The following is a 21,098-nucleotide window of genomic DNA, read 5'->3' on the forward strand; positions in this document are numbered from 1 at the left end:
AGCCATTACAGTTTGGTTTTGGGTTAAAATATTAGTGCCAATACTGCTTGTGTTAATTGGTTTATTATTCTTTTTTTCTGGTAGTGATTAATTTGTTAGCCGGTGGCGGTAGTGATGATAGTCAAGTTTGTTACCCCAGTAATAACGATACTTCTGCTGGTGCCGGGATTGGTGGTGATTGGAAAGATAGTCATTCCAAAACCCACAAAGCCATGCAAGCAGCAGCTGATAAATTTAAAAATGAGTTACATATGAGCGGCGATAACATTGCCGCAGCATTAGCAATTGGTTTACGTGAAAGTCAATTTAATCCCAAAGCTGAAAATCCTAGTGGACAAGTGAAAGGGATTTGGCAATGGGGTGCTGGTGGTGTGAATGGTAATCGATATAAAAATACGCAAGACAATGTTGATAGCCAAGTTAATTTAGCAATTAAAGAATTAAAGTCAAGTCATGCAGCCACCTTAACGCATATGCATAATGCCGACTTAACGCATTCGTTAGAAGCATGGGATGTGCATTTTGAAGGCGTGTCCGCATCGGATCCGCAGCGTAAGTCAACACAAACCTTAGCGACAGCGCAAAAGGTTAAGCAGGTGTTTAAGTTAGACTTTTCTGGTAGTTTAACCGACCTCACCGGCGGTGATGCCAACACGGCCCAAGGTGGTGCCACATTGAACCCCAATAATTGTCCACCAGCAACTGGAACGAGTTCTGGGTTACCCATTAAAGGCCAGTACAATATTACCGGTGGTTATCCCAACTACCAAGGTGCCGGTGGTAGTCCGCATTACGGCGTGGACTTTCAAACGGTGGGCGCCAAGGAAAGTGGTGATGCCAGCAATGTTTATGCTGTTGCCGACGGCAAAGTCTATGCTAAAGCCTTTGATGCAACGGGTGGTAACAATGTCATTATCAAAAATAAAGATGGTAGTTATACCTATTACGGGCATGCCCCTTCACAAGAATCAATTGTTGTGAATAAAGGTGATACCGTTCATAAAGGGCAACATATCTCACACCAAGGCCAAACCGGTCTCGCAACGGGTGTGCATGTGCACTTTGGGGTTAATAAGAAAAAACCTGCTTTCGCACCCCAATCAGATGGGCTCGTAAGTGGTGGCGATTATCTATCAAAAATCCCCCGTAAAGCAGTTCCGGAAAAGGGGCAAACCGTACCCGCCGGACCATTTTCAACTGATCAAGATAAAGATAAAAAGTAGGGATTAAACATGAAAGTTAAACAATATGCAACTACCATCCTCGCTTTGTTAGTGAGTATTGCGATTGCCGTTGGTGGTTATTGGACCTGGCGTAATTATACGTACCATGATACCAAGCAGCCCCAACAAATCTTACAGCAACAACAGAAAACACAGGATGACGTCGTGTTAATTTTTCATAAAACGGGTTGCCCGGATTGTCAGCAAGTGGTCCGGCAGGTGAATCAAGCCGTGCAAGCAGGCCAAGCTGATCACTACGTGATGGTGGATACCAAAGATTCAAACTTATATCAAAAATATAATGTGATTGAAGTGCCCACTGCCATTCATTTAAAAGCCGGTCAGGAAGTAGCCCGGTATGCAGGTGCCAATAATCCGGATCGTTTAGTTAATGTCATTAAAGCCACGAAGGAGTAAGCCATGGACAAACAAAAAGTTACGAAAGGGCTACTGAAACTAGTGTTAGGGTTAAGCATAATTTTTGCGGGTCTGGCCTTTGTTTACGAACAAAAGCAGTCTCAACAACAACAGACAACCCAACAGCAAGTCCAACAAGTCAAACACCAACAAAAAAATATCCAACAGAAACGACAAACACAAGAAAAGTTAGTTAATGATGTCGTTTATCAAAAGCGGGCGGTGGCGTTTTTGAATCGCGCTTTAGCGCGTGCCACGAAATCAGGGGATATTAGCGCTAAGGATGAGACTTATGGGAACGCAGATGCTTATACGACGATTCAAGCAATGGCCGGTATGAATAGCGGCATGAAATTAACCCAGCATGACTTACAGTTTAATAAAATGGCCGATGGTGAAATTGTCGGTGAGGGTCAGATTGAGATTGAAGCCTTTGGTATTTCGGATGATAAAAAGGCCAAGACGCGCCATGTTAAATCAAAATTTACTGTCCTGTTGACTTTAGACCAATATCAAGGTCAGTTGCGTGTTGAAAGCATCAAGTTAGGGGAGGTGAAAGCAAGTGAAAATGCCAAAGATACCGTCTACTAAGTGGTTCTATTTGATTACTGGCGGGTTAAGTGTTGTGGCCATCGTGATGGGTTGTGTCTTCATGCTTAACGGTGCTAATCACCAAACTGAACGGCAAGAACAGCAAGCACACCTCAAGCAACAACAAACGCAACGTAAATTATCAAAATTTGAACGAGAACGGCCACTTTATAGTCGAACTGAAGAACGGTTAGATACGTTTATGAGTGCTTACTTTAATTATGATGATCAAAAAGCGTATAATCAGCGCCGTCAAGCCGCTAAAAAAGTGGTGAGTCCCGCAGTTTATGATAACCTGCGGTTATTTAAAGAAGATAAGTACAGTAAAACCCGGCAATTAGGTTTACAGTCAACCTTTGTCAAAAATCAAGTTGTGCCAACCAAAATTACCGATCAGCAACTAGAAGCAACCGTTTATACAACGCAAGAATTAAACTTTGAAGATGAAGAAGGGCAAGATACCATTAAAGTCTTTCACGTTACGTATGATGGTAAAACTGATAAACTAGTTAAAATTGACCAGCAAGGGGTGTTCAATATGTCAGTTGATAGTACTGAAACCATTGATTAAATAAAAGGAGTATCGTGATGGTTGATAAAAGAGGATTTTGGGAACTAGTTAAATACTACCTTAATGTGGACCTTCGTCATCGTGATCAACTTGTACGACTACAAAAGGCTTATAAATTATTAAGTCAGGATGAGTTGAAAATAGATTTAATCATTGCCAAGTATCGACACCGACAATATCAAGGCAATCATCGTTTTACTTGGTTAGGACTCATCTTATTATTGGTGATTGTGCTGGTAATATGGACAACATCATTAATTAAAATGGCATTAGTGTTAATGTTGCTCATTGTCTTGATAGTTTTGCTAATCGGTACTTTAATTGCCTGTCAATTATCACTTAACAGATTACGGGTTAAAATTGACTTGATGACTAGTATTTTAGAAACAAGGGGGTGAGTTATATGAATTGGATACCATACATTATGGCTGCTGGTCAGGGGGATTTAAGCAGTCCGGCAGCGCAAGAGTTGGGCCACAAATACTGGCAAACGTCGGCACAAGGACACTATATTGTTGATTATGCCAAATACTTTAGTAGTTTGCTTGAACTTAGTCGGTATTTACGCGTCACCTAAGTCCAATTACGATTAGCAATGATTAAGGCTGACGAACGTCACAGTCATCAATTCACGATGAATGATCATATTATTCGCTTTAATAACAACGAGGGTTATCAATCATTTTTGAAGCCCCAATCATAGACGTATACGCATTAACATACAAGTAAGTATACGGTATAACATACGCAATCGTATACGTAAAATTAGCGTTTGTGCCAATGAGTTAATGTGCTATACTAACTTTGGTAATTAGATTTCAAGAATAACCGCTCACATGGTGCCGTGCACTGCCAAGTTGAGCGGTTGTTCTTTTCTACAATTTAAATTTTTGAAAAGCTGTCATAAATTTATTAGTGTTGTAAACATAAGGTATATGAATTATATTTAAAAAGGAGATATTTTATGAGATTTAAATCAATGATATTACTGTCTACGACAGTATTAGTAGGATCTATTACATTACCATCGATGAGTGCTATCAAGACTGTTTCTGCTGATACAACTCAAACTATTAGTGGTAGTGCTACTACATTAAATGATAAGAATGATGAAATCATTTATTCGGGTAGAACAAGTCAACAGATTTATGATCGTTTAAGTGAACAAGATAAGGTTTCATTTAATGAAGCAACAAAACACTTGTCGGTTGCAGATAAGAATGAAACGTTACAGTTGATGGACAATCAAAATAAGCTGCAACGTGGAGTAAAAACATGGTTAATTAGAACTGCGTTAAACCAGGCTGCGAAAATGGCAGGTAAAGCAGCAACTTCAGTATATATTGAAAAAACAATGTTGAAACTGTCAGGTGCTATTAAAGATGGTGAAGCTGCTGGGGCAAAAGCTATTTCTGATGGGCTAGTTAATTATCTCGGGGTCAAAAGGTCAACTGCTAACACCGTTGCAGGCGTTGCAGTCAAAATTATACTTTAAAAAGCATTAAGGGGTGCCACTTAATATGAAACATCGAATGAATAGAAAGACATGGTTTTTACAGTTATTATTAATAGTAAGTCTGTATTATTTGTATTCAGGTATCATGTTTTCTGATTCAAATTTTTTAACTTTGTTTGCATTATTACCCGGCTCTTTGCTGTTGCTTATTTTATTAAAGGGCATCATTAAATTCAGCTATGCTTTTATATATGCTTATAAAAAAACAGCTGGCGGCATTCAATTTGAGAAGGTTTTGGAACAGAAAAATGAAGAATTAAAATCTAACTTAAAAATAGAATATTATGTCATGTTATTAGGTGTTATTTGTAGTTTGGCATTTTCTAATAATTGGGTAAATACTAGTATAATCATATTTTTTTTAATTTTAATGTTAATACTTAATCATTATTCTAAATAATTTGCTAAAAATTGATGGATGATAATCATTAGATTTCAAGAACAACCGTTCACTTGGTGCTGTGCACTGCCAAGTTGAGCGATTGTTCTTTTTTTGTATGAAATGGTTCACTTTTACATAGACCTTAAAAAATTCGTTACGATAGGGTTGCACTAGAGATAGTGACAATATTTTTTTGGAGGTCAGACAATGACAACATATACAAAACCGTGGTCACGCGGATTCGTGACGGCAACGCTTAGTGCTGGGACAGCTTTATTGGTCAGCAGTCAAGCCACTTTAGTTCACGCAGCTGCTTTGGAAGAAACGGCTAAAAACACTGGTAGTAAAGTGATTACCTTTTTGATTCTGCTAACCGTTGTTTTAGGCGCAATTGGGGCTGCTTTAGGGATTGCCATGATGGCATCAGGTAATCAAATGCTGCATGCATCTGGTACGAAAAAGATCATGATTGGTTTAGCAAGTATTGTGGGTATCTTATGCTTGAGTCTTGGGGTGACTTGGATCGTTAATACCGTTACCAGTGCCGGTGGTGGCTTTAACTGGACTTGGCCATTTTAAGCGGCTGCATTTAATTTGAAAGGAGGGACATGTGGATGCATTGGTTAAAAGCAAAGAAACGACAACCGCCGGTTGATTTAGGTGATTATTGCGCACAAGTGGTTAAAAGTACGTTAGATCGTGACAATCCGTTGATTAAACAATTGCTGGCTGAGACGGGTCAAGTAACGCAAACTTGGCCTAATCTGAAACTAGATGAGTTAAAAACGCTGACAGAAAAAATACAACAAAACGTGGCGACTGCTACCGGTGAAGTGGTGCCGTTAGGTGACATCAGCTTTTTAACGGTGGACCCGAAAAACCCGAAGAAAACGGTGGAAACGGGCTTAACCTGGGAAAACGCTGTGGTAAGAGGCGACATGGAAAATTTTGTCGTGGAAACAGTCAATCAAGTATTGAACGATGAACAAGTACGTCTGGCCGACGATTTGACGTATCAAGAATTAACAGACGCATTGACAGCCTTTTTAACTGCCAGTCATGAGCTAGGAGGCTTTACCGATCAGGAGTTACCGACCTTGCCCAGTGAAGACGAATATATTGAAGCCGTTGAGCATAATGAGCTCTTTAACCGGTTACCACAACGGTTAGTGGTTCGTGATGAACCCACGACTGATCAACCTGAACAGACGGTTAAATCAAGCCAACCACAATCTGAAACAACCTTATCAGAAGCTTCATCACAAGCAGCTAACGATGCTGAACCAGCTAGTGCGGTTAGTCAAGCTGCAACAGCTGTCGCAGATGCTGCTTCGGTTGCCACGCAACCGGTAATGCCAGCTGCAGCTACCGCCGATAGCACTTTAACCATTGCCAAACTTATTCAAGCCTTTCAAGTTAAAACTTCGTTTTTCAAAACGAAACCGTTGGATGAAAAACAAACGGTGGTACCGGAAAGCGATGATTATGTTGACGTGATGATGGTACGCGAAACTAAAGAAGCAAATGCCTTCATGCAACAAACCGCCGATAAGGTGGCCGATGCTTACCGTGAGACACTGACGCAAAACATTGCTGATGTGCATGAAGATACACAAGCCATTGATGACCTGCTAACAACAGATTGGCAAACACCAATTAAACAACAGGTAACGCAACGTCATACGAAAGATTATGGCGATCGTTTGGACAATTCGTTAGCAGCTTTAGATAATGATTATCAACAAGCTGTTGCCGAAGAAGAACAACGTCATGAACAAACGTTAACCAAGCTTGAACAACAATTAACCACTGATAAAGCCAAAACGACGGCTAAATTAACGGGTGATCGTGACCAAATTATTCAACATGAAATTGCCCAAATTATTACCACGCAAAAGCAATATATCGAGCAAGAAGTGCAACAATTGCGCTATAACCAAGCCGAATTTAAGCGCCACAAAGTGATTGACCAAATTGTGGCTGGGCAAAAGGAAGCTAATGACTTAATGACGAAAGCTTATCGGCAGTTATCGAGTGATTTAGAGGTGCGCCGCCAAGATTTTATTAAAGAACATGAACATGCCTTAGGAATCCGTGAGGATTCGGATAAAGCCCAAGCTGAAAAGGAACGTCTTCAATTTGCGAATGCAGAAGTGCTTAATCTTGAGAAACGCCATGACCAATTGAAATCAGTTAAAATGGACCTGGAAGGCCAAATTGGCCAACTGCAAGCTGAATCATCTAAGTGGCAATTCCGTGCGGAAACGGCTCAAGAAGATTTGGAACGGGTTAAACAACAATTGGTTGAAGTTAATCAACAATATGAGCATCATTTACAGAATGATCAAGTCGATTTAGCCCAACACCAAGAATTGGCACAACAAGCCCGCCAAGCTAAGTTAGCCAAGTGGTTACATCCATTTAAAAATCGGCAAAAAGAAACGAAGCACGTCTCACAGCCGTGAGACATAATCACGTCATGCCTGGTGGTCAGTCCTAGACTGAATGAGGTTCGATTCCTGATCATGATGATTGCTGAATTATCAGCAAATAATTCTAAATATTAATAGCAAAAATGGGGGACGTATATGATATTTCAATTAAAACAATTTAAGAGACGTTGTCGTTACTACTTTGGGTATATGTATTCGGTTATGTTCTATGTGGCACCTAGCCTATTTGCAGCTGATCTTTTCAAACAAGGTGAGGACTATATTGCCTTTTTGATGCTAGGTACGGGTTACCTGATGAGTATTTTCTTTTTTGTTGCCAGTCGTAAAGATCAAAAACAGTACCATGAAGTTCATCGTGAATTTGCGGGACTTGAAGCAAAATTAGCACAATTAGAAAAGCGAGGCAAGTAAATGAGCACGGTTATTCTAGCAGAGAAACCGAGCCAAGCACGGGCTTATGTGGATGCTTTGCAACAGCATACTAAACAATCGGGTTACTACGAGGTCAGTGACCCGATTTTGCCGACCGATACGACCATCACGTTTGGGTTTGGTCATTTAGTTGAATTGGCACCACCTGATGATTACGATGCCAAATTTAAGCACTGGTCGTTGGACAATTTGCCGATTTTACCGGAAAAATACCACTTTGTGGTTGGGACAGATAAGCAAAAACAATTCGAAATTGTCAAAAAGCTATTACAAGCCGCCGATACCATTATTATCGCCACAGATAGCGACCGTGAGGGCAGTAACATTGCCTGGAGTATTATTAAGCAAGCCGGAGCTTATACCAAGGACAAAACTTATCAGCGTTTGTGGATTAATAGTTTAGAAAAAGCAGCCATCCGTGAGGGCTTGCAACATTTAAAACCAGGGGCGAGTGATTTACCAGCTTATTACGAAGCGCAGACCCGACAAATTAGCGATTGGCTAGTGGGTATGAATGCTAGTCCGCTATACACGTTATTACTACGGCAAGCAGGTGTCCACGGCGTTTATTCGATTGGCCGTGTCCAAACCCCAACGCTCTATATGGTTTATGAACGTGATTTAGCGATTAAAAATTTTAAACCTGAACCTTATTTAGAGTTGCAAGCAGAAATCCAAGCTGAACAGCAAACATTTCAAGCGAAATTAGAGCCCTATCAGCGCTTTGATAACCAAAATCAGTTAAATGACTACATGACGACTAAAAGCACGCAAATGGGCTTACAGGACGGTTTCGTTGCCGGAGTGGATACAACGGCGAAGCAAACCGCTAGTCCGCGTTTGTTTTCGTTATCGAGTTTGCAAAGTGCCATGAATAAGCAAACGCACGTCAGTGCCAGTGAAACGTTAAAAGCGGTGCAAGCCTTGTATGAAGCGAAATTATTAACTTATCCACGAACGGATTGTCAGTATATTACGGATCAAGAATTTGATTATTTACTGGATAACCTGACGGCTTACCAAGCATTGATTCCAGAAGAAGTTGTTTTAGATCATCTGACCGCCAATAAACGTTATGTTAATGGGGTTAAGGTGCAAGAACACCACGCCATCATTATGACAAAGACGGTTCCTACACCAGCGCAGTTACAAAAGCTCACGCCTTTGGCACAACAAATTTATGATTTGGTCCTACGAACGACGTTGAGCATGTTTGCCCAGCCATATGAGTACCAAGAAACAGTCATTATAACGCAAGTCGGACAAGCTTTATTTAAAGCCACGGGTAAAGTTCTTACTAATCCAGGCTGGCAGGTATTATTAAAACAACCACTGAAAGAAAAAAGGAATCAGAAGAACCGGCTGTTTTGCCCAAAGTTACCCAGGGACAACGCGTACAAGTGACGTTAGCTGCCGCTAAGAAACTAACCAAAGCGCCCATACCTTTCACCGAAGGAACGTTAATTACAGCCATGAAAACGGCTGGTAAAACATTGGATGATGCCGACGAACAAGCTATTTTCAAAGAGGCTGAAGGGATTGGGACTGAAGCCACCCGGGCTAACATTCTGGAAGTGCTCAAAAAGCGGCAGTATTTAGTGACGGAGAAAAATCAATTACATGTATCGGCAAGTGGGCAAACCTTATGTCAAGCTGTTTCATTACAGCCACTATTAACAAGCCCAACTATGACGGCAAAATGGGAAACCGCTTTGAAACAAATTGGTCAACAACGGACGCCAAACAACTTTCTTGGCCAAATTCAAAAATTTGTGCAGAAATTAATTGACGAAGTACCAGACCAATTAGGCCAATCAATAACTATGCAGCAGCAAATTAACGTACAAAAAGACTATGAAGCTAAGCAACAAGCAGCCGCTAATCTAGGGCAATGCCCGGTCTGTCAGCAAGGACAAATCATGGACAAAGGCAAGTTTTACGGCTGTACGAATTATAAAGCTGAACAATCATGCTAATTTACGTTACCTAAAAAATGGAGTAGTAAAACACTGACACCAACCATTGTCACAACTTTACTAACGAAAGGGACGACCACTAAGTTGAAGGGGTTTAAATCAAAGAAAACGGGCAAGTCATTTCAAGCAAAATTGCAGTTAAAAAATGGCAAACTAGCTTTTGATTTTGGTAAGCAATAATATGCTGTATAATATTCAGTAACATGACGCTGATATACAGACATAAAGGGGAACTATATTATGGTTATGAGTGAAAAGTTAATTCAATTAAGAGTCGAAGAAGATGTTAAGGATAAAGCAGATGCCATTTTTAAGACACAGGGACTAACGACACAGTCAGCAATCAAAATGTTTTTAACACAAGTTGCGCATACAGGTGAATCACCTTTTGATCATTTGTTTAAAAATTAATTGTAGGGATTACGTAAAATTTGCACAATGTAAGTGATAGGTAACTAGTCATAGATAACTATTGCATGGTTTGTACAACGTTTTTAAAATTTTATGATTTATGAATAATAATTAAAGCCAGCAAATCTGCTGGCTTTAATTATATTTTGAGCTTTTTGCCTAATCTTAACAATTGTATACACAGGAAGGAAATTTATTTTGGCAAAAATTTTTATCACAGGGTCTTCTGCGGGTATTGGATTACTAGCAGCTCAACATTTAATCAATGAAGGACATGAGGTCGTATTACATGCCAGAAATTATAAACGAGCACTTGAAACTATAAAAGTAGCACCAAAAGCAGCTGGGATTGTAATCGGGGATTTTTCGATTAAAGAAGATATTATATCTGTTGCAAAACAAATAAATAATTTAGGGAAATTTGATGCTATTATTCATAATGCTGGTATCCTTAGTAAGGATAGTCATTTGACAACGATGGTCAATATTGTGGCTCCTTATATATTAACGAACCTCATTAATAAACCTGATCGGTTAATATACACAGCCTCAAGCATGCATCAAGGAGCTGATTTAGATATCCATAACTTGGAGAAAGTCGTAGATTATTCTGGTTCTAAATTGGCAGTGTTATTGCTTATGAAGTTTTTTTCTAACCATATACCCAGTGTCAAGATAAATGCAGTAGATCCAGGATGGGTGCCTACTAAAATGGGCGGTTCTATGGCAAATGATAATTTAGTTGAGGGGTATCTTTCGCAAATTTGGTTGGCTATAGGAAGAGATAACCAGGCACTTCAATCAGGTAACTATTACTACCACAAAAAGTTAATCAATTATGATAATCGTGTTGATAGCAGCATCTTACAAAGTCAGTTATTATTAAAATTAGAGAAGATGACAGGAATTCAATTAGACTAATATTGAAAATTTATTGTACGCAATATTTATCACAAAAAGCATCGCTACAAATTGTTTTATCCGTAATTTGTAGCGATGCTTTAAATATTTTATGACTAATCAATTCAATTTTAATTGATGACAATATGAAGTGGTAAATTGAGATTAAGCTTGAAAATTAAACGGTCTGCTTGATCGGCCGAATCATAATTTCATTGATATCCATGTTGGCAGGTGAATCAATTGCAAAAGCAATGGCATCTGCAATGTTTTGTGCACTAAGACCAATTTGTCTTTCATTTGCTAGTTCTGCTTTTTGCGTGTCAGGATCAGTAGAGGATGTATATAATTCAGTAGCTACTGATCCTGGTGAAATGAGCGAAGTTCGAATATTATCAGTGTGATGTTCTTGGCGTAAACCTTCCATAGTCGCTCTAACTGCAAATTTCGAACCATTGTAAACGGCTAAATTGGGTACGACAACATGCCCAGCTACTGAATCAGTAGCAATAATGTGACCACTTTGTTGTTTTACCATGATAGGTAAAACAGCTGCAATACCATTCAACACCCCCATAATATTGACATTTAAAATATTTTGCCATTCTTTGCGAGCACCTTTAATTAATGGATTGATAGGCATAATACCTGCGTTATTAAATAAAACATCAATTTTACCAAAGTGCTCAAGAGCGGTTTGAATTAAAGCATTGACTTCAGAAAAATTTGTGACGTCAACTTTTTGTGTAATAATTTGTTCATTAGGAAATTCATTTTTTAAAGCATTTAGTTTGTCTAGTCGTCGTGCACCAATAATCAATTTTGCATGTTTGGCAGCCAATAATCTGACGGTTGCAGCACCAATACCAGAAGAGGCACCAGTGATAATGATGACTTTATTTTTGATAGTCATAATAAAAATATCTCCTTTTCATTAGTTTAAATGGTTTAAAATAGCCTTGGCAAAATGGCAAGGTTAATTACTATTTTGAATAATGCTTATTCAGCTTTAATTATTGCTGAAAATGAGTTGTGTGTTTTTAAAAAGTTTTGTGCTTCTTGGCGATTATCGAAATGACCAATAATATGAATGCCTGAAAATTTTGGGACATCTTCATAGTAAAAAATAATGCGGTTATCAGGAGACCAGTAGCCAATATCACCACCACGTGCTGCAGCACCATTAGGCATACCTTTTGTATCTAATGTCTGGGCTAAATCGCCCATCTTTTCCGCCGAATTAAAATCAACGTACTTTAATTCTAAAGGAAGTTGTTTCTTTAAATCGGCAGTAACAGCATTTTGATAGAGGTGGGCATGTAAAGTCGTGTCATCAATATTAATCGAAATTTTATCTTGTACGGTTTTTTTAGGTTTCATTGTCTTATATCTTTCAACATTATAAGTAGTTATATTATCTTTTTTATCGTTTTGACTAAAGATAAAAACTGCCACCAAAAGTGCTAGTAATAACAGACTTATAAATAAGATATATTTTTTTAGATTCATTAAGCCGTCTCCTAATCTAGGTTAGAGCCATGTATATCTACTTGGGAACTATTTTAACCGTAGCGCTGACAGGCCCTGAATTTAACATATGGTTTAAATAAGGACTTCCTTGATATTTTGCACGATAAGCTAGGCTGATTTTTTCATCAAGCTCAACATTGTCATTGACTATCGAAAAATTAACTTTAAAGGTTTGACCAGCAAATTTAATTCTACCGGCAGTTTGTTTCATAGCCGATTGATACCATCTTGAATTTTGTCCATTGTAAGCTCGCACATATAAGTTATTATCAACTACTACAGACCATATCCAAGTGGGTGTACCATAGGTTACGCCGTCTGAGTAGAATGGTGAAATATGCAAATCATCTGCTTTACTAAATATGTTTAATTGTTCTTTTGTCCAATCTTTTGTCATATTTTATCTCCTCATTACCATGGCTGAATAGTAGGTCCAATTGTAAATTCACTAATGTTAGTATCTTCTGGTTGATCGATGGCAAAGGCAACAACGTTGGCAACGCGATCAGGTGAAATTTCATATTGGTCGTATAACGCATTAAATTCTTGTGCGGTTTGTTTATCAGAAATTTTGTCAATTAGTTCTGATTGAACGGCAGCTGGATAAATTGTGGCTGTACGAATATTTGTGCCTTCCTGCGCTGATTCCATTCGTAAAACTTCCATGAGATCACGAACCGCCCACTTGGTTGCGCCGTAAACGGCACCACCAGGGTATGCTTTTAGGCCAGCAACAGATGATGTTGTGATGATGTGTCCAAATTTCTGTTCAGTAAATTTAGGCAAGATAGCTTGTATACCATTTAAAACACCTGTGATATTAACATCAACCATTTGATGCCATTCATCAGACTTTAAAGCTGATAGTGGTGAGTTCGGCATTAAGCCAGCGTTTAAAAACATGACATCAACTCGTCCAAATTTATCAATTGCCCGATTAACAAGGTATTGATTATCAGTTTCTTTTGTAACATCAGTTATTTGGTAAATAGCTTCACCACCATTAGCTTGAATATCCTTAACTAGTTCTTGTAATTTATCTTCACGCCGTGCACCTAGGACTAATTTTGCCCCTTGATTTGCTAATTTTTTAGCAGTTGCAGCACCAATTCCTGAAGAAGCTCCTGTAATCATTACTACTTTATCTTTAATAGCCATAATATTGATTCTTCCTTTCATATAACATTATTATTATGCTATAATCACTTTAAATCCTAAACCTAACTTTAGGTCAAGGGAAAAGTTAGAGGTTATAAAATTATGGAAAAAACATATTCAATTGGAGAAGTTGCAGCAGAATTTAATGTCTCAATTTCCACATTACGCTATTATGATAAAGAAAACTTAATTCCAAATTTGCAAAAAAGTACTACAGGTATTCGCCAATTTACTTCGAAAAATTTAGAGACGATTAAAATTATCGAATGTCTTAAAAAATCAGGCATGCCGATTAAGGATATCAAAATATTTATACAGTGGTGTGAAGCAGGAGATAGTACATTAAAGTTGCGTTTGCAAATGTTTCAGAACTTACATAAAACTGTACAAGCAAGGATGGCAGAATTGAACGAAACTTTAGCAACGCTTGACTATAAATGTCATTATTATGCACAGGCCGTTAAGGATGGTACAGAGGATTACGTTAAACAAAGATGAAAAAACAAGCAAGTATGATAGTCAACTGCGCAAAAATAAATATGTTGTTAATTACGTGTGATTAATCAGCCTTAAATGAGGTCATGAAGCTGTCTTTGACGATCTGTAATTTCAAATTAATTAAATATATAGTGATAGCAATACCCCACAATTACTTTGATGCACAGAATAATTATGGGGTAGTTTAAACGTATATTTTATTGTGGTCAGAAACAGTGAGAAGGTGTGGTTAATCAACGGTAAATTTAGCTAGTAAAGATCGTATAGTGTGCAGCATCGGTTTATAGTGGTTATTTTTCTATTAACTTCATAAACTTTGCTGGATTACCAGCAACGACAACATTATCAGGTACATCTTTGGTAACAATTGAGCCAGCGGCAACAATGGCGTTTTCTCCAATAGTAACTCCTGGTAAGATGGTAACACTTGAACCAATCCAAGCATTCTTTTTTAACTCAACCATTTGTAAGTGTAGCGTACTTCGGTCATCCGGATTTAAATCATGGTTGATAGTTGCAATAACAACATTGTGTCCAATTAAACAATGATCACCAATAATAATTTTCCCCTGGTCTTGAAAGCGACAGCCCGAATTTATAAAGACATTATGGCCAACTTCAATATTTTTGCCGAAGTCAGTAGTGAATGGCAAAAACATTTGAAAAGTGGCGTCCTGTTTTTGACCAGTAATATTAGAAAATTGTTGTCTAATCTCGTCATCAGTATAAACACCAGTATTTAAAATCATGCACAAACGGCGTGTTTCATTCGAGACATCGTTCATAGCACGTTGCGTTTCGGAATTGCCAACAATAAGCTTGTCTGTATTCATTTTAATTAACAAATCATTTAGTTTCATATATAGACATCCTTTTTTATTTTTTATGTGATTAGTTTAAACCCTAAACTTAACTTTAGGACAAGTAATTTAAAATAATTGCAAAGTTGACGTAAAATTCTTACAATATGAGTGATAGGTATTAGTAATAGGTACCTATTGATTTGTTTCTACTACATCTTATTTTTTCGTTTGTTTCATCTTTTTCAAAAATTCTCTGATTTGCGAAAATATTTAAGGCCAGTAACTTGCTATAGTCCCCTAGAGGTTGACGGAAGAAATAATATAATTTCTTCCAGTCAATCTCTAGGGGATTTTTTATATGCCAAGAACAAAACTTTCAGCCTTACAAAAGCTCAACCTCATTTGGTTATATCAAGAGTCAACTTCATCTGAACGTGCGTTCTCGAAGTTGCACAATATTGGTCAAGGATCAATACAAAACTGGATGCACTTGTATGATGAAGTCGGATTGGAGGGGCTTAGTGAATCAAGATTTAACCAGTCATATTCAAGTGAGTTTAAGCAAGAGGTTGTGCAAGCATACTTGTCTGGCGAAGGAACTCTTAGGGGATTAACTAGACGATTTAAGCTACGCAGTAAAACACAATTACAAAGTTAGCTTTCAAAGTATAATGGGAATGAAGAACTACGCTCTTTGGGCGTAGCAACAAGGAGAATTCCCATGGCATCACGTAAGACAACATTCGAAGAACGTATTGAAATTGCGACATACGCAATTGAACACAATCGTAATTACATCGAAACATCTCAAAAATTCCAAGTGAGTTATCAACAGGTACGTTCATGGGTATTGAAAGTCGATTCTAGTGGCTTTGAATCACTTCGCGATGGACGTGGTCGCAAGAAGTCTGAGGATGAACTGTCAGATAATGAAAAGCTTAGGCTTGAGAATAAACAGTTGAAAGCCGAGTTAAAAGCACAACGTATCCAAATTGATTTAGCAAAAAAATTACAAGAAATCCTAAGCAAAGGCAGGTAATGGTAAATCGAGTTACGAATGTTCCGTTGTACGAAGCTATGCGTGAATTACATAACTCAGATTCAAGCACCTACACGATTGAACAGCTAGCAATAGCTGGCGAAGTTTCTAAGCAAGCGTATTATAAATGGCTAAATCGTTCAGAAACTGCAAATGAACAATTAAATGAAGTACTCATGTATAAAATTAAGAAACTTGACGACAATCATCATCATAATTTAGGTGTGAAGCGAATGACAATGTATCTTAATCACGATGAAAATATCCTTTATCGTATAAACATCAAGCGAGTGCGTCGCTTAATGCGCATCGCTGGTATCCGTGCGGATATTCGCAAGAAGAAACACAATCGCATTAAGACAAATGCAATGTACATTACAGACAATGTGTTGAATCAAAATTTTCGAACTACTGCTCCAAATAAAAAATGGGCAACTGACATGACGGAATTACGTTATGGACATAACTTGGAACACACATTGAAATTATCAGCCGTCATTGATTTATATGACACTTATGTACTTTCGTTTAACATCAGTGAAACAGAGACGTCCAAAGCAGCTATACAAACGTTTGAACGAGCATATCAAAATACAGAAAATCCACAACATGTCTTAGTACATTCGGATCGAGGATCCGCCTACACATCAGGTTCTTTCAAAAATTACTTAGGCCACCATAATGCGCGACGGAGCATGTCTCGTCCAGGCACGCCATATGATAACGCCATCATGGAGAAGTTTTGGAATGACTTTAAAGTGGAATGGTGGGATAAGCAGCACAGTTACACATTAAAGGAAGCGATTGAAGCAATCAAAGCAGGAATTGATTACTTTAATCTTATTCGACGCTCAGAAACAATAAATGGCCATACCCCAGAGAAATTCCGGAATATGGCCATTTACGGTGGCAAGAGCGCCTAATTCAATTTTATATTATTTCGACCGTCAACTTGACGGGGCCTAGTACAACTTTGCTGGCCTTTTTTTGTCTGTATTTGAGTGTTGAGAAACGCATTCTACGAACATTTTTATTGTTTAAGTGGTACCTTGTCCAGTAACGACAATTCAAATTCATCTAATAACAGTGTAATTGGAGTAATATTGCTTATTATAATTGAAATTAACCATGAAAATAGTTTAAAGAAATATGATTTAAAAGGTAGGTAAAATGTTATGAGTCAATCCATTTCGTATGAAGAACGAATAAAAATTGAACTATTGATTAAGGAAGGTTATTCATTAATTAGAATAGCTGAACGATTAAACAGAAACCGTTCATCAATCACGCGAGAAATTCGACGAGGTACTGCAGATAACAAGAAAGATAATTTACGTTACCCAACGAAATTACTGAAATCTATGTACCGTGCTCGCGATGCGCAATTTCGCGCTCAAAATCGGCGACATCATGCTGGCAGGCCTTCGTCATTGACTAATTATAAAAAACAAGTTTTACAAACAGAAATACAGCAGCATCATTTTACACCTGGTCAAGTGGTTGCAAAGCATCGGCGTTTATTTTCAAATACGACGGTGATTTATACCTGGATCAATCAGAATAAAATTCCAGGGCTATCAAACCAGGATTTGCCAATGCAAGGGAAACGGTATCGTCGTAATATAAACCGGGCATTGAATAAATACAGACGACCGTTAGCAAAAAAATATCAACGTCGTTACCGGTCTTTTCGACCGCTGGTCACACCGGAAGAAGTTGGTCAGTACATTGGACAACGACGCACTATCAATGAGCGGCCGACATCAATTAATCAGCGTCGTACTTTTGGTCATTGGGAAATGGATGGGGTTGAAAGTAAAAATCACCAAGGATCCTTATTAATTACTTTTGTTGAACGTAAAACACGTTATCAAGTAGCCATTAAAGCAAAATCAAAGAGTGCTTTGGAAATTGTGAGGGTGCTTAGTCAATTTAAACATCAGTATGGTCACTATGTGAAATCAATCACATGCGATAATGGGCATGAATTTGTGAATAGTCGTGTGGTGAAGTTTATTTTGTGTTATTTAGGAGATTTATACGTTGCCAATACTTATGCGCCATACGAGCGAGCAACGAATGAGCGGACTAATCGAAACTTACGCGCCCGATGGTATTTTCCCAAAGGCACTTTGTTTAGTGATGTCACGCAGCAACAAGTTAACCAAGTGATCAACGAGATTAATAGTAAACCGCTGACACATGCTGTTAAGAGTCAGAAATCCCCAAATTATCTGTTTAAACGGGCAACAAGGCGCTTGAAAGTAACTGCATGAAATAAGTTTTTAGTAGTTTAACAAATATTGTTGCAAAAGCCTGATAAAGCTATTTTTTAAAAACAGCATAATGAGGCTGGTTTTTGTGCGCTTAAAAAATATAAAGAGATGCAATAATTTTTAATTTTGCTAATTTAAGTACGATATATTGAAGCTGATTACTAAATTAATGTAAAAAACACAAATTTATCGTGAAAAATTGTAAAATGTCATTAAATTGTTAAAAAGCTGGCTGAATACTAGCAAATCAGACTTTATAAGCGTTAAAAAAGCGTCAAAATTACTTGAGTTGCATTAAATACTTGACAATACCCTTCAATGTTCAACTTTTGATAATATATATTATGTAAACTAGAATAACTGATTTTTTAAGGACACCAATTGATCACTAATTATGCCTTATAAGTCCCCTAATCCTTCGTTAATTTATAGCTAAATATCAAGTATTTAACGACTTGATATATTTGATAACAGTATTATTTTTTCAAACAAAAAACGATTATGTTTTGTTTTATCTCACAGACATAATCGTTTTATTTTACACTGTAAATTTATTTTTAAAGCTATTGTACGGTATCTTATGGCTTGTCATGATCATAATAACGACGAAAGCCATTATATATATTGGGAAATAATCTGTTGAGAACTGATTGCTGATAACACCAAATAATGGCGGCAAAAATGTTGTTCCCAAATAACTGCTAGCCATTTGTAATCCCATGATTGATTGTGAGCTATGTTCACCAAAGTTTGTTGGTGTAGCGTGAATCAATGACGGGAAAATTGGTGCACAACCAAGTCCAATGATTAATAGTCCCACCAAAGCTGTGGCCTGATAAGGTACAAAAATTAGAATGGCGCCAACTAGTAAAATAACTAAGCCAAGATTAATCAATTGTTTGTCATTTAGATGATCGGCAACAAAACCTGAAGCTAGGCGCCCAATTGTAATACCAATATAAAACAAAGATGCAAACATCGCAGCAACATCAACACCAATGTGTCTTGAAGATACGAAATATGTACTTGCCCATAAACCACTGGTTTGTTCAACTGCAGCATAGGCAATAAAAGTTAATAATGCTGGTATAACACCTTTAATCGTGAGTACATGTTTTTTAACGACATTAGCTGTATCTGTAGTTTGATCATCAATTACAGTATCTTCTTGAGCAGTCTTTTTTTCAGCAGCATGCCATTTTGGCAAGCTAATCACAATAATCACTGTGATTAGTAATTGAATAATACCAATAATCTTATAACCTAAATGCCAATTATTTTGATTAGTTAAGGCAAATCCCATGACATAAGGACTAAGAGAGGCACCAATTCCCCAAAAAGCATGTAACCAATTCATGTGTTTAGAGGCGTAATGGATGGCCACATAATTGTTTAAACCAGCATCTACCGCTCCTGCCCCTAGCCCATATGGTAAAGCTAGTAGACCAATTGCAAGAAATGAATTTGATAATGAAAAGCCTAATAAAGCTACAGCTGTCAGCAAAACACTAAAAGCCGTTACAACACTAGTTCCAAACTTTTTAATTAAATAATTTGTTGAAAGGCTTGAAATAATTGTACCAATAGAGATAGTCATGGTAATAATTCCAGCATAAGAAACAGGTACATTTAAATCTTGATGCATTACCGGCCAGGCGGATCCAATTAATGAATCTGGTAATCCTAAACTAATAAAAGTTAGGTATATCACAGCGAGTAACATTGAATACATAAAGTCTCCTAATCTTCCCCTTGTTTACTAATATCTAGTACACTATCTTGTTCAATTAATTTACTTGGTACGTAAATCACTTTACGTTTTTTGTCAGGATTTTCATCGTTGGCATGTTCAAGGAAGATTTTCATGGCAATACGACCAATTTCGGGGAAATTTTGGCGCATGGTTGTTATTTTTGGTCGACTAAATTCAGTAAGTTGTAAACCATCAAATGTCACAACTGAAAGATCTTGTGGCACACGTTTACCAGAATCTTGCATAGCATTGATAATACCAAGGCCAACTTGGTCAGCAGACGCAATGACGGCCGTAAATGGCAAGTTATTAATGTCATATCCTTCAGTAACACTCTTATAACCAGTCTCGTAACTGTGATCATTACCATAGAAAAAAGTGTTTTGACTATTTAAAGGCAATTGGTGTTGTTTCATGGATTCAGTGAAATTTTGGCGACGGATACTGGAAATGGTTGTCGTTAACTTTGTATCTCCAATTAAAGCAATTTTGGTATGACCTTTAGCAATTAAATAATCCACTAATGTGTTCATCATTTGATACTCATGTGATGTTACCGCTGAAATATGCTCATTTAGAATACTAGTTAGCGAAATAATCGTGATGTTTTCAGTTCTTAAACGCTCAATCATCCATGATGGAATATCAAGTGATAACAAAAATACGGCCCCTATTTGCCGAGATAGCAGTGTTTTAAATACTTGATATTGATGGTCTTCGTCATTATCTAGATAGGTAATTAATAGTTCATAACCTGATGCAACGGTTTCTTCATATAATCCTTTTATAATTTCATCCGCGAAGTTTGTGTGTACCAATGGCACAACAACTCCGACCGCCCGACTTTTTTTACTTGATAAGTCAGCGGCACTTTGATTTTTAAAATAGCCCATGTCTTGTGCTAAGGCGCGAACTTGTTTGGCTGTGGTTTCGCTAAAGCGCCCTCTGTTCGTAAGAATACGTGACACAGATGCAACTGATAAGTTGGCTGCTTCAGCGATGTCTTTTAAAGTAACTGACATATGCGACTCCTATATTAACTAATACTACTGTCATTATTATACACTGCCATCTTGTGAGCAGTAGTTAAAAAGTATTTTATTTCATAAAAAAATAAAAATTTGACATTCTTGATGCAACCGCTTACAATAAAATGCGTAAACGTTTCC

Annotated in this window: 25 protein-coding genes and 1 pseudogene; 19 read left to right on the forward strand and 7 right to left on the reverse strand. The window is 37.6% G+C overall.

Features of this window, described 5'->3' with window-relative positions:
- Positions 1-92: 92 nt before the first annotated feature.
- The 14 genes and pseudogenes from ACSYSF_RS03460 (at position 93) to ACSYSF_RS03525 (ending at position 10,893) form a co-directional block, all read left to right on the forward strand.
- Positions 93-1,223 carry a phage tail tip lysozyme gene (locus tag ACSYSF_RS03460; RefSeq protein WP_491737253.1) on the forward strand — a complete coding sequence of 377 codons (1,131 nt, stop codon included), beginning with the start codon at positions 93-95 and terminating at the stop codon, positions 1,221-1,223.
- 9 nt (positions 1,224-1,232) lie between these two features.
- Positions 1,233-1,640, forward strand: coding sequence for a thioredoxin family protein (locus tag ACSYSF_RS03465; protein WP_147161875.1), 408 nt, complete (start codon positions 1,233-1,235; stop codon positions 1,638-1,640).
- Between the two features lie 3 nt (positions 1,641-1,643).
- Positions 1,644-2,231, forward strand: coding sequence for a hypothetical protein (locus tag ACSYSF_RS03470; protein ID WP_489868497.1), 588 nt, complete (start codon positions 1,644-1,646; stop codon positions 2,229-2,231).
- The gene (locus tag ACSYSF_RS03475) at positions 2,203-2,802 is read left to right on the forward strand and encodes a hypothetical protein (RefSeq protein WP_489868498.1); all 600 of its coding nucleotides are present in this window, start codon (positions 2,203-2,205) and stop codon (positions 2,800-2,802) included. Before ACSYSF_RS03470 ends, ACSYSF_RS03475 begins: the two co-directional genes overlap by 29 nt.
- Positions 2,803-2,819: 17 nt before the next feature.
- Positions 2,820-3,200: a hypothetical protein gene (locus tag ACSYSF_RS03480; protein WP_489868499.1), complete on the forward strand. Its 381-nt coding sequence runs from the start codon at positions 2,820-2,822 to the stop codon at positions 3,198-3,200.
- 5 nt (positions 3,201-3,205) lie between these two features.
- Positions 3,206-3,379 carry a hypothetical protein gene (locus tag ACSYSF_RS03485; protein WP_489868500.1) on the forward strand — a complete coding sequence of 58 codons (174 nt, stop codon included), beginning with the start codon at positions 3,206-3,208 and terminating at the stop codon, positions 3,377-3,379.
- Between the two features lie 387 nt (positions 3,380-3,766).
- A complete protein-coding gene (locus ACSYSF_RS03490) occupies positions 3,767-4,297 on the forward strand; it encodes a hypothetical protein (RefSeq protein ID WP_489868501.1) in 531 nt (176 codons plus the stop codon).
- A 25-nt stretch (positions 4,298-4,322) separates the two neighbouring features.
- The gene (locus tag ACSYSF_RS03495) at positions 4,323-4,718 is read left to right on the forward strand and encodes a hypothetical protein (RefSeq protein WP_489868502.1); all 396 of its coding nucleotides are present in this window, start codon (positions 4,323-4,325) and stop codon (positions 4,716-4,718) included.
- Positions 4,719-4,907: 189 nt separating this feature from the next.
- A complete protein-coding gene (locus tag ACSYSF_RS03500) occupies positions 4,908-5,279 on the forward strand; it encodes a hypothetical protein (RefSeq protein WP_489868503.1) in 372 nt (123 codons plus the stop codon).
- A 35-nt stretch (positions 5,280-5,314) separates the two neighbouring features.
- Complete coding sequence (locus ACSYSF_RS03505) at positions 5,315-7,165, forward strand: hypothetical protein (RefSeq protein ID WP_489868504.1); 1,851 nt, start codon at positions 5,315-5,317, stop codon at positions 7,163-7,165.
- A gap of 123 nt (positions 7,166-7,288) precedes the next feature.
- Complete coding sequence (locus tag ACSYSF_RS03510; protein WP_489868505.1) at positions 7,289-7,564, forward strand: hypothetical protein; 276 nt, start codon at positions 7,289-7,291, stop codon at positions 7,562-7,564.
- Positions 7,565-9,741, forward strand: a pseudogene (locus ACSYSF_RS03515) (type IA DNA topoisomerase). It begins immediately after the preceding gene.
- A gap of 66 nt (positions 9,742-9,807) precedes the next feature.
- On the forward strand, positions 9,808-9,972 hold the full coding sequence (locus tag ACSYSF_RS03520; RefSeq protein WP_489868655.1) for a type II toxin-antitoxin system RelB/DinJ family antitoxin: 165 nt from the start codon (positions 9,808-9,810) through the stop codon (positions 9,970-9,972).
- 198 nt (positions 9,973-10,170) lie between these two features.
- Complete coding sequence (locus ACSYSF_RS03525) at positions 10,171-10,893, forward strand: SDR family NAD(P)-dependent oxidoreductase (RefSeq protein WP_489868506.1); 723 nt, start codon at positions 10,171-10,173, stop codon at positions 10,891-10,893.
- Positions 10,894-11,050: 157 nt separating this feature from the next.
- Here ACSYSF_RS03525 and ACSYSF_RS03530 read toward each other — a convergent pair whose 3' ends face one another.
- The 4 genes from ACSYSF_RS03530 to ACSYSF_RS03545 form a co-directional block, all read right to left on the reverse strand.
- Entirely contained in the window at positions 11,051-11,788 is a 738-nt protein-coding gene (locus tag ACSYSF_RS03530) for an SDR family oxidoreductase (protein WP_489868656.1), read from the reverse strand.
- A gap of 83 nt (positions 11,789-11,871) precedes the next feature.
- The gene (locus tag ACSYSF_RS03535) at positions 11,872-12,381 is read right to left on the reverse strand and encodes a cyclophilin-like fold protein (protein WP_489868507.1); all 510 of its coding nucleotides are present in this window, start codon (positions 12,379-12,381) and stop codon (positions 11,872-11,874) included.
- Between the two features lie 37 nt (positions 12,382-12,418).
- Complete coding sequence (locus tag ACSYSF_RS03540) at positions 12,419-12,799, reverse strand: DUF2255 family protein (protein WP_489868508.1); 381 nt, start codon at positions 12,797-12,799, stop codon at positions 12,419-12,421.
- 14 nt (positions 12,800-12,813) lie between these two features.
- Positions 12,814-13,560, reverse strand: coding sequence for an SDR family oxidoreductase (locus tag ACSYSF_RS03545; RefSeq protein ID WP_489868509.1), 747 nt, complete (start codon positions 13,558-13,560; stop codon positions 12,814-12,816).
- 102 nt (positions 13,561-13,662) lie between these two features.
- Here ACSYSF_RS03545 and ACSYSF_RS03550 point away from each other — a divergent pair, with 102 nt between their 5' ends.
- The gene (locus ACSYSF_RS03550) at positions 13,663-14,058 is read left to right on the forward strand and encodes a MerR family transcriptional regulator (protein WP_489868510.1); all 396 of its coding nucleotides are present in this window, start codon (positions 13,663-13,665) and stop codon (positions 14,056-14,058) included.
- A gap of 290 nt (positions 14,059-14,348) precedes the next feature.
- Here the strand turns inward: ACSYSF_RS03550 and ACSYSF_RS03555 are convergent, their stop codons facing one another.
- Entirely contained in the window at positions 14,349-14,918 is a 570-nt protein-coding gene (locus tag ACSYSF_RS03555) for a DapH/DapD/GlmU-related protein (RefSeq protein WP_489868511.1), read from the reverse strand.
- A gap of 301 nt (positions 14,919-15,219) precedes the next feature.
- Between ACSYSF_RS03555 and ACSYSF_RS03560 the strand changes: the two genes are divergently transcribed.
- The 4 genes from ACSYSF_RS03560 (at position 15,220) to ACSYSF_RS03575 (ending at position 18,176) form a co-directional block, all read left to right on the forward strand.
- Positions 15,220-15,519 carry a hypothetical protein gene (locus ACSYSF_RS03560; RefSeq protein ID WP_489868512.1) on the forward strand — a complete coding sequence of 100 codons (300 nt, stop codon included), beginning with the start codon at positions 15,220-15,222 and terminating at the stop codon, positions 15,517-15,519.
- 63 nt (positions 15,520-15,582) lie between these two features.
- Positions 15,583-15,900, forward strand: a complete 318-nt coding sequence (locus ACSYSF_RS03565) for a helix-turn-helix domain-containing protein (protein WP_489868513.1) — start codon at positions 15,583-15,585, stop codon at positions 15,898-15,900.
- Positions 15,900-16,823 (forward strand): IS3 family transposase, encoded by a 924-nt coding sequence (locus ACSYSF_RS03570; RefSeq protein ID WP_489868514.1) that lies wholly within the window; start codon positions 15,900-15,902, stop codon positions 16,821-16,823. The genes ACSYSF_RS03565 and ACSYSF_RS03570 overlap by 1 nt, the downstream gene beginning before the upstream one ends.
- A 252-nt stretch (positions 16,824-17,075) precedes the next feature.
- Positions 17,076-18,176, forward strand: a complete 1,101-nt coding sequence (locus tag ACSYSF_RS03575; protein ID WP_277362124.1) for an IS30 family transposase — start codon at positions 17,076-17,078, stop codon at positions 18,174-18,176.
- A 538-nt stretch (positions 18,177-18,714) separates the two neighbouring features.
- Here the strand turns inward: ACSYSF_RS03575 and ACSYSF_RS03580 are convergent.
- Both ACSYSF_RS03580 and ACSYSF_RS03585 read right to left on the reverse strand, forming a co-directional pair.
- Positions 18,715-19,908 carry an MFS transporter gene (locus ACSYSF_RS03580; protein WP_489868515.1) on the reverse strand — a complete coding sequence of 398 codons (1,194 nt, stop codon included), beginning with the start codon at positions 19,906-19,908 and terminating at the stop codon, positions 18,715-18,717.
- 8 nt (positions 19,909-19,916) lie between these two features.
- The gene (locus tag ACSYSF_RS03585) at positions 19,917-20,951 is read right to left on the reverse strand and encodes a LacI family DNA-binding transcriptional regulator (RefSeq protein ID WP_489868516.1); all 1,035 of its coding nucleotides are present in this window, start codon (positions 20,949-20,951) and stop codon (positions 19,917-19,919) included.
- Positions 20,952-21,098: the final 147 nt, after the last annotated feature.

It is taken from the genome of Weissella sp. ESL1139, from assembly GCF_058506735.1.

What these genes read in the sequence shown, in the direction of transcription:
- ACSYSF_RS03490 (WP_489868501.1), top strand. Translation starts at nt 3,767, where the DNA reads ATGAGATTTAAATCAATGATATTACTGTCTACGACAGTATTAGTAGGA.
- ACSYSF_RS03465 (WP_147161875.1), top strand. Translation starts at nt 1,233, where the DNA reads ATGAAAGTTAAACAATATGCAACTACCATCCTCGCTTTGTTAGTGAGT.
- ACSYSF_RS03565 (WP_489868513.1), top strand. Translation starts at nt 15,583, where the DNA reads ATGGCATCACGTAAGACAACATTCGAAGAACGTATTGAAATTGCGACA.
- ACSYSF_RS03580 (WP_489868515.1), bottom strand. Translation starts at nt 19,908, where the DNA reads ATGTATTCAATGTTACTCGCTGTGATATACCTAACTTTTATTAGTTTA.
- ACSYSF_RS03575 (WP_277362124.1), top strand. Translation starts at nt 17,076, where the DNA reads ATGAGTCAATCCATTTCGTATGAAGAACGAATAAAAATTGAACTATTG.
- ACSYSF_RS03535 (WP_489868507.1), bottom strand. Translation starts at nt 12,381, where the DNA reads ATGAATCTAAAAAAATATATCTTATTTATAAGTCTGTTATTACTAGCA.
- ACSYSF_RS03470 (WP_489868497.1), top strand. Translation starts at nt 1,644, where the DNA reads ATGGACAAACAAAAAGTTACGAAAGGGCTACTGAAACTAGTGTTAGGG.
- ACSYSF_RS03545 (WP_489868509.1), bottom strand. Translation starts at nt 13,560, where the DNA reads ATGGCTATTAAAGATAAAGTAGTAATGATTACAGGAGCTTCTTCAGGA.
- ACSYSF_RS03495 (WP_489868502.1), top strand. Translation starts at nt 4,323, where the DNA reads ATGAAACATCGAATGAATAGAAAGACATGGTTTTTACAGTTATTATTA.
- ACSYSF_RS03500 (WP_489868503.1), top strand. Translation starts at nt 4,908, where the DNA reads ATGACAACATATACAAAACCGTGGTCACGCGGATTCGTGACGGCAACG.
- ACSYSF_RS03480 (WP_489868499.1), top strand. Translation starts at nt 2,820, where the DNA reads ATGGTTGATAAAAGAGGATTTTGGGAACTAGTTAAATACTACCTTAAT.
- ACSYSF_RS03520 (WP_489868655.1), top strand. Translation starts at nt 9,808, where the DNA reads ATGAGTGAAAAGTTAATTCAATTAAGAGTCGAAGAAGATGTTAAGGAT.
- ACSYSF_RS03555 (WP_489868511.1), bottom strand. Translation starts at nt 14,918, where the DNA reads ATGAAACTAAATGATTTGTTAATTAAAATGAATACAGACAAGCTTATT.
- ACSYSF_RS03505 (WP_489868504.1), top strand. Translation starts at nt 5,315, where the DNA reads ATGCATTGGTTAAAAGCAAAGAAACGACAACCGCCGGTTGATTTAGGT.
- ACSYSF_RS03485 (WP_489868500.1), top strand. Translation starts at nt 3,206, where the DNA reads ATGAATTGGATACCATACATTATGGCTGCTGGTCAGGGGGATTTAAGC.
- ACSYSF_RS03585 (WP_489868516.1), bottom strand. Translation starts at nt 20,951, where the DNA reads ATGTCAGTTACTTTAAAAGACATCGCTGAAGCAGCCAACTTATCAGTT.
- ACSYSF_RS03560 (WP_489868512.1), top strand. Translation starts at nt 15,220, where the DNA reads ATGCCAAGAACAAAACTTTCAGCCTTACAAAAGCTCAACCTCATTTGG.
- ACSYSF_RS03540 (WP_489868508.1), bottom strand. Translation starts at nt 12,799, where the DNA reads ATGACAAAAGATTGGACAAAAGAACAATTAAACATATTTAGTAAAGCA.
- ACSYSF_RS03570 (WP_489868514.1), top strand. Translation starts at nt 15,900, where the DNA reads ATGGTAAATCGAGTTACGAATGTTCCGTTGTACGAAGCTATGCGTGAA.
- ACSYSF_RS03550 (WP_489868510.1), top strand. Translation starts at nt 13,663, where the DNA reads ATGGAAAAAACATATTCAATTGGAGAAGTTGCAGCAGAATTTAATGTC.
- ACSYSF_RS03510 (WP_489868505.1), top strand. Translation starts at nt 7,289, where the DNA reads ATGATATTTCAATTAAAACAATTTAAGAGACGTTGTCGTTACTACTTT.